Genomic DNA, 17,700 nt, shown 5'->3' with positions numbered 1-17,700 from the left:
AAATTTTCGTTCAGAATTTAGAAGTATTACAGCTGCACGTACCCTAGGGCACTGTTTCGAAAAACCGAAATCTAATTCTTAGCTGGCCGTAAAACAAACACATATCTATACTGCTTTGGAGCGATCATATACTCTTCATGCACCATGGCGCCCCATGAATTATCACCGCCAACGCCCATTTGCAGGTAATCCAAATTCCATTGTACGGTGTTTCCAATGCTAATATCGGCACCATGTTTTTTGGTTACGGGTACCAAGCCCGATGCCGATGCCGCCCCATCCTTTTCCGCATCAAAATCGAGCTCGGTTATGGCAAAGGGCCATACGCTCATATTTAAGGAACCCTTCTTTGGCACCGCTTTTATGGAAATAGCACCATTAGAAACCGTTGCCCAGCGGACATCGGTTTTGTTTCCTGTTTCCTGCGGGCGGGAGTAGCGATGAAACTGATCCTTTATTTTTCCAGTGTACATGCCTGCCTTTACCCCTGTTTTGCGGTCCCAATAACTCTCTACAGGGCCGTTACCGTACCATGCTATATCGGTAAAGGTATCCGGGAGGGTGAGGTACATGCCTATTCTAGGAATGTTGGGCAGGTTCTCCTGCTTGGGCCGGAATTCATAATCCACTACCAGGCTGCCATCGGGTGCCAAGGTACAGAGCACTGTTACTTCCGCTTTCGTGTTCGGCAAACTATAGTGGACGGTAAACATAACATTCACTCCTGCTTTTTTCGGTACTTGCAGCAGTTCCGCCACATACCCATAGGTGGCGTCTTGCCAAATTTTCGCCCATTTTTCCATTCCGTTCCCTAAGTCGTTGTCTGTTGGTGGTCTCCAAAAATTGGGTCGGATGGGCTGGCGCGTAATTTCCGATCCGTGATAACGCCACGATATAATTTCGCCGGTCTTTGCACTAAGTTCCAGCTGTAGACTTTCGTTTTCGATACGAATATTTTCTCCTAAGGAGCTAATTTGTAATGCGGTGCCTTTGGTGTCCATAGTAAAGGACTCTTTAGATCTATGTAGCACAAACTGGTCCCAGGCCACCTCTTCCCCAATAGTAAAAATCGGAGAGGCTTCCTGTTGCAGCAATCCTACTTCCAAGATATATTCATCAGAATCATTAAAGTGTTTAGGGATAATGCTAAGCGCTAGTTCGGTGCTCGCCCTTGGTGCTACATCCACCAAAATACCCGTTTGTTCATCCGCTACCTCGCCGTTGACCAATAACCGTATGCGAAGTTCCTTGTCCGACAGATCGGTAAAGAAGTTTTTGTTGGCAATACCCAAGCGCCCTTTTCCGATATAGTAAAACTGGACAGGTTCATAAACTTTCTTGACCTCAGACAAATGGGGATGCGGATTTCTATAAGGATCTACCAGCCCGTTATTCAAAAAATTGCCGTCCGTGGGCAGGTCCGGATGAAAATCGTGCCCATAAGCCAAATAAGGTTTGCCATTTTCGTCCTTATACTCCAAGCTTTGATCTACCCAGTCCCAAATATAGCCACCTTGCAGGTTGGGGTAGGTCTCCATAATATCCCAATAGTCCTGCAAGTTTCCTACGGAATTCCCCATGGCATGGGCATACTCGATGAGGATGGATGGCTTGTCGGAATCCGATTTGCCATGGGCAATGAGATAATCCGGCTTTGGATACATGGGGCAATAGACATCGGTATAGTCATCTTTGCCGGCGGGCTCATACTGCACAATGCGGTTGTCCTCACGTGCTTTTAACCAGGCATAGGTGGTCTTGAAAATTTCGCCCTCCCCGGCCTCATTGCCCAAGGACCACGAATAAATAGATGGGTGGTTCCGGTCTCGGTAATACATCCGCTGGATGCGTACCATGTGGGCTGGCAGCCAACTCATCTCGTTCCCTATTTGGGTGTTCTCGTCAATAGCCAAGGGATGACTCTCTATATTGGCCTCGTCTACGACATAAAGTCCGTATCGGTCGCAAAGTTCCAGCCAATACGGGTCGTTCGGGTAGTGAGCGCTTCGAACGGCGTTGATGTTGTTCCGCTTCATCAACTTGATGTCCTTTTCCATAGACGCCTTGGACACTACATGCCCGGTAAAGGGATCGGTTTCGTGACGGTCCACACCCTTAATGTAAATTGCTTTTCCGTTGATCAGCACCTGACCGTCTTTAATCTCTACCCTCTTAAAACCCGTCCATCGTTTGATATAACTATTGTTGGCGGCATCTGCCTCATCTTCTAAACTGATATTGAGGTCGTACAGTTTAGGGATTTCAGCGGACCAAGGCTGTACGTGCTCTAGAAGGGTTTCGGCCTTAAATTCCAGTGTGCTATTGGGGGCAATGGTCACCTGTTTTGTGCTTGTATAGACCAATGTTTCCCCGTCCAGCAATGCTAGGGACACCTTTCTTGTGCTGTTTTCGGCAGTGCTATTGGCAAGGGAAACTGTTGCTTTAAAAATTCCTTGGGTGTAACTGTCATCAAGAGAAGCTTGGGCATGGTAGTCCGCAATATGGACCTTGGGTCGGACATAGAGGTAAACGTCGCGCGTAATACCGCTCATGCGCAGCATATCCTGACTCTCCAAATAACTGGCATCGCTCCAGCGAAATAGCTGTAGGGCAATGGTATTGGTGCCCTCGGATACATAGGGCGTAATATCAAATTCCGCAGGTGTCTTACTTCCTTGGGAATAGCCCACATAAGCACCGTTGATGTACACGTACATGGCCGATTTGGCCCCTGCAAAATGAAGCATGAGGTCTTGGGACAGGAAGTCTTTGGTTAGTATGATTTCTTTACGGTACGTACCCACGGGATTGTAATCGTTGGGTGCATTGGGCCATCTGGTATCAAAAGGGTAGCGTTCGTCCAAGTAAATGGGATGGTCGTAGCCTTCCACTTCCCAGTTGGCTGGCACGGGAATGGTAGTCCAACCGCTATCATCAAAATTAGGATGCTGAAAGGTGGTGGGGCGTTGCTTGGGATCCTTGGTAAAGTGAAATTTCCAATCCCCGTTTAAGGATAGAAAACGCCCAGAATCCTCCATGGAAGAAACAGTGCTGGATTCATAGCCAAAAAAACTTGCTCGCGGGGACAATTTGTTATCTTCGAAAACAGTATGGTCAAAGTGGCTTATCTGTTCGGGAACAGGTTTCAATCTGGTATTGTCGCAACTCGCTAGGGCTACTAATAGGAAACTAAAGAGGGTATGTTTTAAGGTCATAAGCCAAGGTGTTCACACAATGTACAAAATACAACAATCAGATGAGATTATGGCAGCCGTATTTTATGGCAACAAACATCAAAGCTCTGCTCTCTTTACCCCGGATCATGCATTAAAAATTCTATTAGAGCTTTAAATCCCCGCAAAATCAATCGCTGCGGCGACTTTAGCTAAATCACCGCAGCGGTGGTAAACATCAATCACAAAAGTCTTGATTTTATTGGGCTTTACACCCTCCTTACCAAAGCCTGGTACGTAATCTGGGTTTAATTGCGATTCCATTAGTTTCTTACCATATTTCGGTATGACATATATAGTAAAACTTTGTGCAAAATGATTCTTACACATCTGGTTCACTTCACTAATCCATGCTTTTGCAAACTATAAAACCATATTGACAACATAATGTAGGAATTTACTTATAAAAAATAGATTTTTATATGGTCATATTAGGTCTCAATTCATCTAAACCAATCCACACTATGGAAGAATTCTCTCAACGTAGGGTACGACTTGTATTTATACTTTCTCTGGTAACCACGGTTATTTCGGCACTATGGTTCTTTTTGGCCAGAAGTTTGAATTTGCATGAGTTGAGCCTGTATATTGGATCAACGGTACCCCTATTTATAGGTGCCGCTATCATCTCTAAAGTAGGAAACCTCACCCTTGCCCGTTTTATATATCTCCTAGCCTTTAATATTAGCGTAGCCATAACTTCTTCTTTCATAGGAAAGTCAGGTAGCGTTGAATTTATATTGATGTTTGCTATGGCATTGCCCTTTGTATTTTTCTCGTTTAGACGGGAAAAATCATACGTTGCAATTTTTCCTGTGCTATCCATAGTACTTTGGATACTACTCTATAGTACTGATTTTAACCTATTTACCGTTACAAAGATGGATCCGGTACTTGCGGCCACCTATATTTATCCCGTTTCTATTTTCACTACCGCTGTCCTTGTGACCTACCAATTGATATTTTTCAGTTTGATCAACGCCCGATTTTATTCCAATATACAAGATCAACGAGAAAACGCCATTGAAGCATCCAATGCCAAGTCACAATTTTTAAGCATGATGAGCCATGAAATACGGACTCCTATGAACGCTATTATAGGACTTTCCCATATTCTGGGCGATACTGATCCCAGACCAGATCAGAAAGAAAATATAGAAGCCTTAAACTACTCCGGTAAAATACTATTGAATTTATTGAACAATGTGCTGGATTATAGCAAGATGGAAACAAAAGGGGTAGAACTTGACGCTATTCCTACGGATATTTTGACAGCGGTAAAGCAAATTAAAAAGATTCATGAGCCCGGATGTTTAAGTAAAGGTATCACCTTTAATTTACAGGTAGACGAAAAACTTCCAAACGTAATGTTGGATATCGTACGTTTTAATCAGGTAATCAACAACCTGGTTACCAATGCCATAAAGTTCACAAAAACAGGAAGTATCACCTTAAAAATTTCTAGACAGGAAGACCGCGATGGCTATGTGCGCGTGCGTACCGAAATTATAGATACAGGCATTGGTATTACCAAAGAACAACAAGAGGCGATATGGCAGCCGTTTGCCCAGGCCTCTGTAAGTACCAATCGCTTATACGGAGGTACCGGTCTTGGACTTCCCATCGTAAAAGCCGTTGTAGCGGCCATGGGTTCTAAGGTGCAAATCGAAAGCAAACCGGCACAGGGTAGTCGTTTTTATTTTGATTTAGAGTTGGAAACAATATCCAAAAAGCAATTAAACCTAGGTGGTGGAAAAAAAGACCGTAATCTAAAGGGTCGAAGAATACTACTTGTAGAGGACAACAAAATAAATATAATGGTAGGCAAACAGATCCTGGAAAAGGCCAACCTTGTGGTAGATGTTGCCTTTGACGGTCTAATGGCCGTAAACATGGTGAAAAAAAACGACTATGGTGTGGTTCTTATGGATATTCAAATGCCTGTGATGGACGGGTATACCTCGGCTATGGAAATAAGGAAATTCAATACCGAACTACCTATTTTGGCATTATCCGCATCTGTATTTATTGAAGTGAAGAGCAAAATAGAAAATAGCGGTATGAACGGCTTTATCTTTAAACCTTTTGATCCGGAAGACCTTTTTAATAGAATAGAAGAGGTGATGGATATCCCACTAGCCTCGTAATTTTGTAGCGACGCGCAGCGGAACTTCAAGGATGCACTGTTACTTTACATGATTTCTACGATTTTTATAGGAGAAGAAATATAAGACCGTAAAGTGCTTTAAATCTGGTAAGTACTACCCATTATTTTAGTACTAAAAATCGTATTTACATCTATCTTTATTGAGCCCTCAAGGAGATTTCAAAAATAATTTACTACATTACCATCTCAATAAGATTAAATTCCCCCTTATGATACAGCATACCCATGTATCTCCAAATCTTTATGAACCTGCCACGCTATTTAATTTTTTGACGGACATTGGCCCCATAATGCTACTATCTTTGTCTTTTTCCGGTGCGTTATTTTGCTTTTGGTACTTTGTATTGGAGCTTAACAAGCAGGAGATGGAGCGAAAGATATGGCTTGGACAAAATAAAAATCTGCTATTACAATATGAAGACCTACACTATCTTCTAGATGATTTCGGGCAAAAAGTTCCCTGCTGTAGTCATTGTAAAAATGATAAAATGCAGCTTTGGGATTACTTTCATAATTTGTTGGTCGTACGCTGCACATCTTGTAAAATGAACTATACCTTTAGCAAGGGCTACGATGAATTGTTACAACCACTTTTTTGTCAGCTAGACGGGGCTACGGCTCTTGTGAACGCAGTTAGTAGACATAGACACGAACTCCTGGGAAAACATCTGGCACGGAAATTTAGCATTGACGTTACTGGCATACATAAGAACAAAAGTCCTTTGGGAGTTATAAAGTTCAACGCATCTAGGGCAAATGCAACCTCAATTAAATCGGTATTCGATATTTCCCTGAATACCTGGGAGGTCGTTACTCCGGAAAAACGAATTGCTTCGTGATGTTTCTTCAGGCTAGGAGCACTGTGCTTTATTTAACCTTTTCAGCCTCCTGATCATAGCCAAGGCGGTCACGAATAGTGCCGTCCGCCCTGTGGATAATCACATCTGCTTGGTGTTTTCTAGCAATGGTTTTGGCTTTGTTGATGGCGGTGCTTTGTTTCCGGTGTTTGGAGGTGATGCGTTTATTACCCTCTCGCCGTACCGCCCAGCCCTCCTCATAGGGAACTACGTGTTGGTGCCAGGTTCTTGGCCTGTTTTGTTTTTGGGAGCTGTTTAAGAAAACCTCCACGAATTCTATAAGCATGGTAATCCACGATTTAAAAGGGCTATTATTGGCCATAAGGTCTTCGTTTCTTGTTTGCAGAGCTACTTTATGTTACCATGATATCAATCGGTGGTATGCTATTATACCAATTTAAATTCTAGATGTCGCATAAAACAAGTTTCATTTTTTACTCATTTGTCGTCATAAAATACAACCATAGCTAATGCTTTGCTTAGATTTCATTATTAAACTGAGTAAAAAATAATTCAAATTTCGATACGCATTCAAAACCTACATGGGTATATCTAGAATTAAATACCAGATTAGGGTTTCAAATCCTGATTAAAAAGTAGATATCCGTAATTTTTGGGATTTGCCCAGCTATTCCCGTTTCCGTACTCCAAAGAAAGCATGTGCGAATCCAAAACCGGGAACATTGGCTCTCTTTTCCTTTCTGCATATCCAAGAGCCTATCACTTGTCGATTTATATCAATATACTCACTATATGTGGTATTTAAAACCTACAATGGTATTCAACTGCTTCAGTGACCGGTGATCTGCTTTTATCAAAATAGCGTTATCAAGGAATAGGCCATGGTAGGTACGTTTAGATTATATCGATAGCATCCGCAGGACATAAAAAACTCATCCGAACTAGCGATCAGTAGCGCCAAAATCCTACATTTGTATAATATCTTGAAGCTTCAACGGCAGACTTGAGTCGTTTAATTTTGACTTATTCAAACGCAGTTTGTTCTTTATACATTTTGTGCCGATAACGTAAGCCTTGGCACAATTTATAGCATCTACAGCCAATAACATCCCATTCTTAAAATACCATATTGATAGTACGTTTTGCTTTCCTTCCTCAAAACGAAGCACACAGTCATCATAGCCATTGGACAAGCCCACCATTTGCAATTTAATATCGTACTGATCCGACCAAAACCAAGGGATACTGTCGTAAGTCGCTCCCTTACCACAAATTGCAGCGGCAGCAACTTTAGCCTGATCCACCGCATTTTGAACAGATTCCAAACGAACGAACCGTGCGTAATGCGGATTGTAATGAAAGGTGCAGTCGCCAATGGCATATATAGCGTCATCATTGGTGGTACATGCCGGGTCTACCTTGATGCCGTTCTCAATGTGCAGGCCACAATCTTCTGCCAAGGCGGTATTCACCACTATCCCACAGCCCAATATAATAATGGCCGCCGTGTAGGTGCTCTCATCATCGCACGTAACGAGATGTTCGTCATTTTCCATAGCTATACCCACCACATTTTTATTGGTCTCTATGGTTACCCCGTTCGTTGCATGCAGCTTGGTGAAAAAACCGGATATAATGGGAGAAGTTACACGGGCCAAAACCCGGTTTTCCCGTTCTAGGACCGTAACCTCTGCCCCCATTTTTTTTAAGGACGCGGCGGTTTCCAAACCAATGAATCCACCGCCCATGACCACTACCTTTTTAGTTGCACTATTTTCTACGGCCTCCTTAATACGCAGGGTATCCTTGAGGGTCCGAAGCGTAAAGAGCCGCGTGGCGCTTTCCAGGCCCATGATGGGCGGAATCAACGACCTGGCACCCGTTGCCAAAATGAGTGCGTCGTAGGGTTGTAGACCATCTGCGCCATATTGGATATGTTTTGCCGTTCTATTGATTTTCGTAACCCTTAGCCCAAGGTGCAATTGTATATCCTCTTTCTCATAACTTTCCAGAGGCTTTAGTGCATACTCATTTGAGGAATAGGCCATGGTTAGAAACGTTTTGGACAGTGGTGGCCTATGGTAAGGCAGGGAACGGTCTGCATCAAAAACGTGTATACTCCCCTGCCAACCTTCTTTCCTTAACATAAAGGCGGCATTGACCCCGGCATGGCTTGCGCCGATAATTACGACTGTTTTATTCTTTGATCGTTCCAAACTCTAGTTTAATTAACCACTTTGAAAACGACACCGTCCAAAGCATCGCTAATGGGTATTTGACAGCTTAAGCGACTGTGTTCCGATACGTTATCGTCCAACTCCAACATATCCGCTTCAATTTCGTTGGGTCGCCCTACCTTTTCCATATCCTCCGCTTGCAGATGTACATGACAGGTGGCGCAGGAACAAACACCTCCACAATCCCCATCAATGCCCCTTACATTATGGTTTACGGCGAGTTCCATAACGGAACCCGAGTTTGCCTCCGCGGTAATTGTTTCTTTATCTTGGGTAATAAACGTGATTTTAGCCATGCTTCTAACTTAACCTATTAAACTTCACTTGGATACTATTAAAGCCCACTTTACGCTTAAACTCATCCAAGTCCTCTATATTTTCCTTGTATTCCAAAACAGTCATCGTAGCTACATTAGCTATCAAGACCTGTATCAATGTTCGTAAAACCTGTCTTGCATGGGTGGCACCCAAACATTTGTGATGACCAAAACCAAAGCCCAGATGGGGATTTAATTTACGGTCCAAAACAATATCATTAGGGGTATCAAAGACACGTTCGTCCCTATTTGCCGAAGCCCAACATAATGAGACCCGTGAATTTGCCTTTACGGCATGGGCACAAATTTGGGTATCTTCCGTAGCCACGCGCCCCATTTGGGTCAAAGGCGAAAAATACCGCACAAATTCTTCCACGGCCCTTCCTATAAGGTCTGGATTATCTCTTAGTTTTTGAAGCGATTCCGGGTGTTCGGCAAAGTATGCGATGGTATTCGTTACCATATTGATGACCGTATCCCTGCCGCCTGCAAAGGTTAGTACCAGTATACCCTTTATCTCCTCCTTTGTTAATTTTCTTCCGTTAATATCGGTATCCAGTAAAACGGAATAGAGGTCATCTCCCGGGTTTGCGGTAGCGTTATCTATGCGATCATCTATGTACTTATAAAGTACATTGGCCTTATCTTTATCCAAAGCCGTGGTTTCACTGCGGAATACATGGACTCCCCAAGCTATCCACAGTTCGGATTCCGCATAAGGAATATTCAACAATAAGGTAAGGGCCCTGGATTGCAGGGGCAATGCAAATTCAGACACAACTTCGACACTATCCTTTTTGAGCACCTCGTGTACAAGAGTACCGATCTGTTGTTCCAGTTTTTTTTGATACCCCGCTTCTTGGGGGCGTTTGAACCAAGCCTCCAATAACTGTCTATATTCTCCATGTTCAGGAGGATCTAGCTCAAAAGGAATTTGGCGTATATCGCGAATTTTTTGCTCAGAAGGTATTACGATACGACCAATTTCACTCCCGCCAGATTGAAAGGTTTTCCAATTGTGCGCCGTTTTTCTAACATCTTTAAGCCCTAAGACCATTTGAACATGGTCTTCTTGGTCATTCATGTGGCCAATACCCTTTTCTTTTCTTGCTTTTTCAAATGGGTCCGGTATCCTGCTTACTTTCATAATCGCCAGTTTTCAATACTATACATACAAATATCACTAGGCAAATCAATACTTAGTTTCTTTTTCTTGACCAGAAACTAAACTATTCTGTTGTATTTTTATAAATTATAACGTATTATATAAAAAAATAGCTAATAATTGAAGCCCATATTCGAACAAATTGTTTTTGAAGAAACAGCATCCATATTTGCCTTTGAGCACAATGAACCACATTTTGAAATCCCGTGGCATTTTCATCCACAACACGAACTTACCTTTATAAAAAACAGTAAAGGAACCAAGTTCATTGGTGATTATGTAGGTCCCTACCAACCCGGAGAATTGGTGTTATTGCGCTCTAACCTGCCCCATTGTTGGAAAAATTTCGCAGAAAAGGATGTACCGGCGGTGTCATTGGTGATTCAATGGAACAAAGGTATTTATGCGAAAGCACCGGAACTAAAAGCCGTATTCCAACTTTTAAAATCGGCCTCGAGAGGAATACTGTTCGATAAAGAGCAAACAAAACCCTTGCTCCCTCAGCTAGAACGTTTAATTCATTTGCGAAACCAAGATCTCTACGTACAACTCCTGCAGTTGTTGGTGGCGCTTTCCCAATGCAATTTCACTTACTTGTCCGACACCAGTTTCACCGATAACCTTCCACAGGAATATGGCACGCGTATGACCAAGATCAATGATTTTGTGGCCGTGGAGTACGGTCGTAAAATCTATTTAAAAGAGTTGGCAGACCTAGTGAACATGTCCGAACAATCCTTCTCTCGCTTTTTTAGTAAAATGATGGGGAGACCGTTCTTTTATTATTTAAACGAATATCGAATAAATATGGCTGCCAGAAAACTGATAGATACCGGTGACTCTATCTCTGAAATCGGTTTTTCATGCGGATACGAATCATTGCCGTTTTTCTTTAAAAAATTTAACGAACTACACGGCACCACACCCAAACGGTATCGTAAAAAATACGCTGTAAAGAGATGATTATTTTGTGTGAATATATTTTTGTCCCAAGGTATAATCCAATCACCTAACTAATTCCTTTGTTATCCGGTAGAATGTAATTTTTATATGCTATTATAACTACAAATAATCAAATTATATAAATATCATACATAATAGTTAATTTTTCTATCAAAAAAGATAATGAAATTCTTGTTTTGGAAGCAGATATTTGTTGGGAACAAAAAAATACTGAGTGCGTTTGGTTAAACGTATTATAAGTTTAGCTGTCTTCAAGAATGAGTATGGCGCAAAACCAACTTAACTATGGAAATTTTAGAAGTCATCTACAAAGAATTTGTTGCTTTTTTCGGCATTACCCAAGTTTGGGAAATTTTGAGTTCTGGCGATTATAGTTCCTTTAGGACCTTTGACGGGATTGTAGCCCTATTGGCACCTATTATTCCTTTTTTGCTGGTTATAGAGTTTGTGGCCGGGCTGGTGCACAAAAAACCGCACATGAAGGTGTACAAAGTTAATTTTCTGATCTACTTTTTTAACCGGGTATTATTTTTGGTCATTTCGCTGGCCACCATCACGTTTATCATTGGACTATTACAACCCTATGCCCAATGGCAAACCAGCCCTACTTGGTATTGGTACATCTATGCTTATCTGGTTTGGGACCTTGGCCATTTTATATATCATTATTTTGGTCATAAAGTACGGCTGTTCTGGTGTTTGCACTCTACCCACCATGCGCCGGAAACAATGAACCTTACCGTAAATTTTGCTCATTTTTTCCTGGAATATCCCTACGCCGATGTTATTAGAACCTCTGTTTGTATCCTATTAGGTGTATCCCCAGAAATGTTATTTGTGATTATGTTCATTGATGGCACCTGGGGGGCGTTTATTCATCTTGGGGAAAATGTACTAAAAGATGGTAGGTTGGGCTTTTTGAATAAAATAATCTTGACCCCGTCGCACCATCGCGTACATCATGCAAAGAACCCGCTTTACTTGGACACGAATTACTGTAATTTATTTAACGTTTGGGATAGAATATTTGGAACCTACCAAGAAGAACGGAAGGATATCCAAATTGAATACGGTATTACCCGAGAAGTAAAGTCGGGCAGTTTCTGGGATGCTTATTTTGGCGAAATTATACTACTTGCAAAGGATGTAGCCAAAGCACCCGGTCTAAAGAATAAGTTACTGTACATTTTTATGCCACCGGGATGGAGCCACACGGGAAATCATCAAACCGCTAAAATAGCCCGGCAAGAGTTCTTAATGAACGAGGCAAGTATGACAACACCGGTGGAGAATTAAACCGTACTGCCCGTACAGTACCGCATATAATGTTCCTAACTAAAGACACGGATAAATCCCAATGTAAGTTTTAAGGGTGTACAGGTGCAGCTGTAAGGTTCCCCTCATTTCGGCTAAGCTCAATGCAACGCTTGGGCTCCCTTCGGCTCGTGCCTCGCTCAGGACAGGCTTCTCGCCCCGAAACCATCGGACACAAAAAAAACCTTACCGTAAACGATAAGGCTTTCTCTTCGTAATGCTCCCCCTCTTGGGCTCGAACCAAGGACCCTCTGATTAACAGTCAGATGCTCTAACCAACTGAGCTAAGGAGGAAAATAACCCGCTTTAATCACTCAAAGCGGCTGCAAATATAATCGTTTTTTGAAATTAGCCAAACAAAAGAAACCGCTTTTTCTATTTAATTAACCATTTGTACAAATCATTACCGTTTGCGAACAACAATAAGGCTATCAATAAAAAGAAACCTATCATTTGTGCGTTCTCCAAAAACTTGTCGCTGGGCTTTCTTCCCGTTATCATTTCATAGAGCAAAAAGGTAACGTGCCCGCCATCTAATGCAGGTATCGGCAGTATATTCATAAAGGCCAAAATAATGGAAATAAATGCCGTAGCGCTCCAAAAACCAGGCCAGTCCCAAGTATCCGGGAAAATGCTGCCAATGGCGGCAAAACCACCTACACCCTTGTACGCACCGGTTGAAGGATTGAATATTTTCTTCATTTGCCCTACATAGTTGCTCAGGGTAGAAACGCCCTTGTCTATTCCTGCGGGAATCGCTTCTAAAAAGGAGTACTTTATTTTTTCGATCTTCATCAACCCACGCTCCTGCATTACATCCATACTCAGTACACCAGGGCGCACCCCTATGGTTGCCGTGTCACTGATCATTACGGGTATCTCCATGCGATTATTACCGTTCCTTACCACAGTGAGCGCCACTTCTTGCGACTTATAATTTTCTAAAATCGCTTTTGCTTCGTCAAAATACTTAATTTCGGTGCCTCCAATGGCCACGACCTCGTCCTCCGGCAATAATCCGGCATTTTTGTTTTCAGAGTCTGGAGATACCTCACCGATTACGAATGGAAATCTATAGGATATAAACCGCATCCTATCCTCGTCCTCTATAAGGGTTGCGATAAAATCTACCGGTATTTCCTGTTCAAAGGTTTGGCCATCCCTAAGAACGGTCATGGTATTGCCCGTAACCAGTTCCGGAAGAATTGCTCCGAATTTTTCTATCTTGTTACCATCGACGGCTACGATCAAATCTCCGGTCTTCACACCTAATTTATCACCAATGTTCTTTTCGGTTACCCAAAAACCGTCTTTTAAGCTATCTGCCTTCATGTACTGATCTCCGTAGGACCATGCCATTCCAATATAAATGAGGACCGCAAGGATAAAGTTCACCGTTACCCCGCCCAACATAATAATCAAACGTTGCCAGGCCGGCTTACTCCGAAACTCCCACTCTTTAGGTTCTTCTTTCATGGCCTCGGTATCCATGCTTTCGTCTATCATCCCCGATATTTTTACATAGCCGCCCAAAGGCAACCAGCCAATACCGTACTCCGTACCCCCTATTTTCTTTTTAAACAGCGCAAATTTTACATCAAAAAAGAGGTAAAATTTCTCCACCCTCGTTTTGAATATTTTTGCCGGTATAAAGTGGCCTAACTCATGTAGTACAATAAGCAGGGAAAGGCTTAAAAAGAATTGTATGATTTTTATTAAAATGGGATCCATTCGTTTTTTGGTCAAGATTAAAATCGGACAAAAGTACATTTTTACGACCGCTTAAAAAAAGAAACGGATAACCGTTCCATCATTTTAAGAATAATTTGGCAGCTATGGCACACGCCAAATTTGAAAGGATGCCCGTGCTGCCGTACCTTTACAAAAAAAAAGATGCGTTCCTTTCTAAGTCAGTTTAAGTTGTTGGGGATGGTACTTCTAGGTATCTCGGCGGTCATTTGCTATCTGTTCTATAATGCGCTACAACCCAAAAAAACATTACGTGTATATTCGCCCGCCATGGTCAATGAAGAATTAGTGGCCGAAGAGATCCAACATGTGCGAAAGTACCATACCATAGGTGATTTTAGCCTAACCAACCAGAACGGGGAAACCGTTACCCAGGAAACCTACAAGGACAAAATTTATATTGCCGACTTCTTCTTTACCACCTGCCCTACCATTTGCCCCATTATGACCAAAAATATGGCAAGTATCCAAGAGAAAATTTTGGACGACCCCCAAGTTATGCTGCTCTCCCACTCCGTTACCCCACAAATAGACTCCGTGCCCCAATTAAAAAAATACGCCTTGGAAAAAGGGGTCGTAGATACCAAATGGAACTTGGTTACGGGCAACAAAAAGGACATCTACGAGCTCGCCAGAAAATCGTACTTGGCCGTTAAAACAGATGGGGACGGCGGACCGTATGACATGATACATACAGAGAATTTTATTTTGGTAGATAAGGAGCGGCGCATTAGAGGGTTCTATGACGGAACCAAGGAAGAAGATATAGAAAAACTCCTAGAGGACTTGAACGTATTAAAACAAAGCTATCTCAAATGATTTTTAAAACAGGCCTTTTGCTTTAACAGTACCCACAGAACCCTAAGGTCATTTTTTGCTGTTACAGGGATAAAATCTGGTAATTTTCGTGTATTTTTGATGTTTAATTATAGTCAATCTAAATAAAAATTGGATACAACCGTAGCACATCTCAAAAGAGGACAACGGGGAATCATCAAAGAATTCTCCAGCGACGCTATCCCCGTAAAACTGCTTGAATTAGGTTGTTTACCGGGCAATGAGATAGAACTGGTGCAAGTGGCTCCGCTAAACGACCCGATCTATATTAATGTTAACGGTTCGCATATTGCCATACGGCGCGAAATGGCCTTGAAAATTGCTTTGGAACTTATAGACGAAAACACCGTATCATGAGCAAACAGATCAATGTAGCGCTCATTGGCAATCCCAACACCGGTAAAACATCGGTCTTTAACCAACTTACGGGACTCAACCAAAAAGTAGGCAATTATCCGGGCATAACGGTTGAAAAAAAAGAAGGCATCTGCAAGCTTCCGAGAGGTGTTAAGGCACACATATTGGACCTACCCGGAACCTACAGCCTTAACACCACATCTTTGGACGAAAGTGTTACGGTAGAACTGCTACTGAACAAGAACGATAAGAACCACCCGGACGTAGCCCTTGTCATAACGGATGTAGAAAACCTAAAACGGAACCTACTTCTTTTTACCCAGATCAAAGATCTAAAAATACCCGCGATACTTGTCATCAATATGGCCGATAGAATGTCTCGTAAGGGGATAAGTATAGACGTGCCGCTACTCGAAGAAAAATTACGGTCAAAAATAGCTCTGGTAAGCACCAGAAAAGGAACTGGTATAGATCATTTGAAAGAGTTGATCACCGATTATAAAAACCTGTCCAAGGCACCAAATGTTGATATTGGCCGTATAGCACCCGAGTATTTTCAAAACTTAAAAAATACGTTTCCTAACGAAGACCTTTACAAACTTTGGCTGGTAATTACACAGGACGTTAATTTTATGCCCGTAGAAAAGAAACTTATAGAAGATGCATCGGCGTTTAGTACCAAATCAAAATCCGAACTAAAACGGCTCCAACAAAAAGAAACTATTCTTAGGTATCAATTTATAAACGGAATTTTAAAACAAACATATAAAGTAGATCTTAATGCTGCCAAAGGTTTTAGGGCCTCACTGGATAAGATATTGACCCATAAAATATTTGGTTACCTTATCTTCTTCCTGATTTTACTTACCATTTTTCAAGCAATATATGGTTGGAGCGAATACCCTATGGACATGATCGATGGTTTTTTTGCATCGGCAACCGAATGGGTTAAAAACACACTTCCGGCCGGGGTATTTACGGACCTGATAGCAGAAGGTATCCTTTCGGGTATCGGGGGCATCGTCATCTTTATACCTCAGATTGCCTTTCTTTTCCTTTTCATCGCCTTGCTCGAAGAATCGGGATATATGAGCCGTGTAGTTTTCTTAATGGATCGTGTTATGCGCCCGTTTGGCCTTAGCGGTAAAAGTGTGGTGCCACTTATATCGGGTACGGCATGCGCAATACCGGCGGTAATGGCAACACGGACCATAGAAAACTGGAAAGAGCGCTTGATCACCATTCTGGTTACCCCTTTTACAACATGCGCCGCCAGGTTACCGGTTTATTTGATCATAATCGCCCTCGTAATCCCAGAGGGAACATTTTTAGGGTTAAGCTATAAGGCACTTACCCTTATGCTCCTCTATTTGATCGGCTTTGGTACCGCAATACTATCTGCGGTAATCCTCAATAAAATACTGAAGATAAAGAGCAGGTCTTTCTTTGTGGTAGAAATGCCCAGCTATAAACTACCGCTGTTAAAAAACGTAGGCTATACCGTACTGGAAAAAACCAAAAGTTTTGTTTTTGGTGCCGGTAAAATTATCCTCGCCATATCTATTGTACTTTGGTTTTTAGGTTCCAATGGTTTTTCTGACGAGTTTAAAAATGCGGAGAACATCGTTAGCAAGCGTGTTGCCGAAACGGGATTAAGCACCAATAGCATTACCTACGTACAAAATAAACTGGAAGCCTATTCCCATGAATTGACTACTGCCGAGCCCGAATTAGGAAACAACTTGAGTCCTTCTTTACTAAACGAAACCCTTGCTTTGAAAAAGGCCGAGCTAGAGGAGCGGGCACTGAACCAAGAAATTGCCAGCCATAAATTGGAGCACTCCTATATGGGATATATGGGCAAAGGAATCGAACCTATCGTACGCCCCTTGGGATATGACTGGAAAATTGGTATCGCCGTACTAACCTCCTTTGCGGCCAGGGAGGTTTTTGTTGGGACCTTGGCCACTATCTACAGCGTTGGCAACGACGAAGAGGAGACGATAAAGTACCGAATGGCGGAAGAGGTAGACCCGATTACCAAAAAACCCTTGTTCAATTTGGCGTCCGGGATATCTCTTTTGTTGTTCTATGCCTTTGCGATGCAGTGTATGAGTACCCTGGCGGTGGTAAAGCGCGAAACAAATTCTTGGAAATGGCCCACCGGACAGTTGGTCTTTATGAGCATTTTTGCCTATATCGTTGCATTGATCGCCTACCAAATTCTAAAATAGTCCTATGGAGTTCCTACAACAGATTTTGGTTTATGTTACGGTTATCTTAGCTGCCGCCTACCTAGTGAATAAATTTTTGATTCCAAAATCACTCTTTAACAAGAAAAAATCGCGTACCAAGAGCTGTGGGCAAGACGATTGCGGTTGCAACTGACCCGGACCATATTTTATGGTTTTTTCCCATTACCCATCCAAACCAAGGCCTTGCTTTCAACACATTTAGAAGACTGTACGGGCCAAGGTAACATTTTGTTCCATAGCTCGTCTTAGCAAGTAAGAAGTCCATAATTCCGTTAAGAAAACAATAAA

The 17,700-nt window shown here is 42.3% G+C and carries 14 protein-coding genes and 1 tRNA gene; 7 read left to right on the top strand and 8 right to left on the bottom strand.

Annotation, left to right across the window (positions count from 1 at the left end; all coding sequences use genetic code 11):
* Window positions 1–71: 71 nt before the first annotated feature.
* Window positions 72–3,215, bottom strand: coding sequence for a glycoside hydrolase family 2 TIM barrel-domain containing protein (locus ACFQZJ_RS01490; RefSeq protein ID WP_379931792.1), 3,144 nt, complete (start codon window positions 3,213–3,215; stop codon window positions 72–74).
* A 132-nt stretch (window positions 3,216–3,347) separates the two neighbouring features.
* Window positions 3,348–3,497: a hypothetical protein gene (locus tag ACFQZJ_RS01485; protein ID WP_379931790.1), complete on the bottom strand. Its 150-nt coding sequence runs from the start codon at window positions 3,495–3,497 to the stop codon at window positions 3,348–3,350.
* A 200-nt stretch (window positions 3,498–3,697) separates the two neighbouring features.
* Here ACFQZJ_RS01485 and ACFQZJ_RS01480 point away from each other — a divergent pair, with 200 nt between their 5' ends.
* Entirely contained in the window at window positions 3,698–5,380 is a 1,683-nt protein-coding gene (locus ACFQZJ_RS01480; RefSeq protein WP_379931788.1) for an ATP-binding protein, read from the top strand.
* A 229-nt stretch (window positions 5,381–5,609) separates the two neighbouring features.
* Window positions 5,610–6,239, top strand: coding sequence for a hypothetical protein (locus ACFQZJ_RS01475; protein ID WP_379931787.1), 630 nt, complete (start codon window positions 5,610–5,612; stop codon window positions 6,237–6,239).
* Window positions 6,240–6,267: 28 nt separating this feature from the next.
* Here the strand turns inward: ACFQZJ_RS01475 and ACFQZJ_RS01470 are convergent, their stop codons facing one another.
* From ACFQZJ_RS01470 to ACFQZJ_RS01455, 4 genes are all read right to left on the bottom strand, one after another.
* The gene (locus tag ACFQZJ_RS01470) at window positions 6,268–6,579 is read right to left on the bottom strand and encodes a DUF2188 domain-containing protein (protein ID WP_379931785.1); all 312 of its coding nucleotides are present in this window, start codon (window positions 6,577–6,579) and stop codon (window positions 6,268–6,270) included.
* Window positions 6,580–7,183: 604 nt separating this feature from the next.
* Window positions 7,184–8,434: an NAD(P)/FAD-dependent oxidoreductase gene (locus ACFQZJ_RS01465; RefSeq protein WP_379931784.1), complete on the bottom strand. Its 1,251-nt coding sequence runs from the start codon at window positions 8,432–8,434 to the stop codon at window positions 7,184–7,186.
* A gap of 8 nt (window positions 8,435–8,442) precedes the next feature.
* On the bottom strand, window positions 8,443–8,751 hold the full coding sequence (locus tag ACFQZJ_RS01460) for a 2Fe-2S iron-sulfur cluster-binding protein (RefSeq protein ID WP_379931782.1): 309 nt from the start codon (window positions 8,749–8,751) through the stop codon (window positions 8,443–8,445).
* A 4-nt stretch (window positions 8,752–8,755) separates the two neighbouring features.
* The gene (locus ACFQZJ_RS01455) at window positions 8,756–9,919 is read right to left on the bottom strand and encodes a cytochrome P450 (protein WP_379931780.1); all 1,164 of its coding nucleotides are present in this window, start codon (window positions 9,917–9,919) and stop codon (window positions 8,756–8,758) included.
* Window positions 9,920–10,057: 138 nt separating this feature from the next.
* On the opposite strand from ACFQZJ_RS01455, the gene ACFQZJ_RS01450 reads away from it, so the two are divergent.
* Both ACFQZJ_RS01450 and ACFQZJ_RS01445 read left to right on the top strand, forming a co-directional pair.
* Complete coding sequence (locus ACFQZJ_RS01450; RefSeq protein WP_379931779.1) at window positions 10,058–10,900, top strand: AraC family transcriptional regulator; 843 nt, start codon at window positions 10,058–10,060, stop codon at window positions 10,898–10,900.
* Window positions 10,901–11,185: 285 nt separating this feature from the next.
* Window positions 11,186–12,196: a sterol desaturase family protein gene (locus ACFQZJ_RS01445; RefSeq protein ID WP_379931778.1), complete on the top strand. Its 1,011-nt coding sequence runs from the start codon at window positions 11,186–11,188 to the stop codon at window positions 12,194–12,196.
* A gap of 238 nt (window positions 12,197–12,434) precedes the next feature.
* Here the strand turns inward: ACFQZJ_RS01445 and ACFQZJ_RS01440 are convergent.
* A tRNA-Asn gene (locus ACFQZJ_RS01440) sits at window positions 12,435–12,508 on the bottom strand.
* An 81-nt stretch (window positions 12,509–12,589) separates the two neighbouring features.
* A complete protein-coding gene (gene rseP, locus ACFQZJ_RS01435) occupies window positions 12,590–13,945 on the bottom strand; it encodes an RIP metalloprotease RseP (RefSeq protein WP_379931777.1) in 1,356 nt (451 codons plus the stop codon).
* Between the two features lie 162 nt (window positions 13,946–14,107).
* Here rseP and ACFQZJ_RS01430 point away from each other — a divergent pair, with 162 nt between their 5' ends.
* From ACFQZJ_RS01430 to feoB, 3 genes are all read left to right on the top strand, one after another.
* The gene (locus tag ACFQZJ_RS01430) at window positions 14,108–14,782 is read left to right on the top strand and encodes an SCO family protein (RefSeq protein WP_379931776.1); all 675 of its coding nucleotides are present in this window, start codon (window positions 14,108–14,110) and stop codon (window positions 14,780–14,782) included.
* Window positions 14,783–14,911: 129 nt separating this feature from the next.
* Window positions 14,912–15,157, top strand: a complete 246-nt coding sequence (locus tag ACFQZJ_RS01425) for a FeoA family protein (RefSeq protein WP_379931775.1) — start codon at window positions 14,912–14,914, stop codon at window positions 15,155–15,157.
* A complete protein-coding gene (gene feoB / locus ACFQZJ_RS01420; protein WP_379931774.1) occupies window positions 15,154–17,391 on the top strand; it encodes a ferrous iron transport protein B in 2,238 nt (745 codons plus the stop codon). The genes ACFQZJ_RS01425 and feoB overlap by 4 nt, the downstream gene beginning before the upstream one ends.
* Window positions 17,392–17,700: the final 309 nt, after the last annotated feature.

The organism is Maribacter chungangensis, assembly GCF_042676845.1.
Lineage (GTDB): Bacteria > Bacteroidota > Bacteroidia > Flavobacteriales > Flavobacteriaceae > Maribacter > Maribacter chungangensis.
The sequence above is the reverse complement of the archived record's forward strand: the minus strand, read 5'-3'. Positions and strand labels throughout refer to the sequence as shown.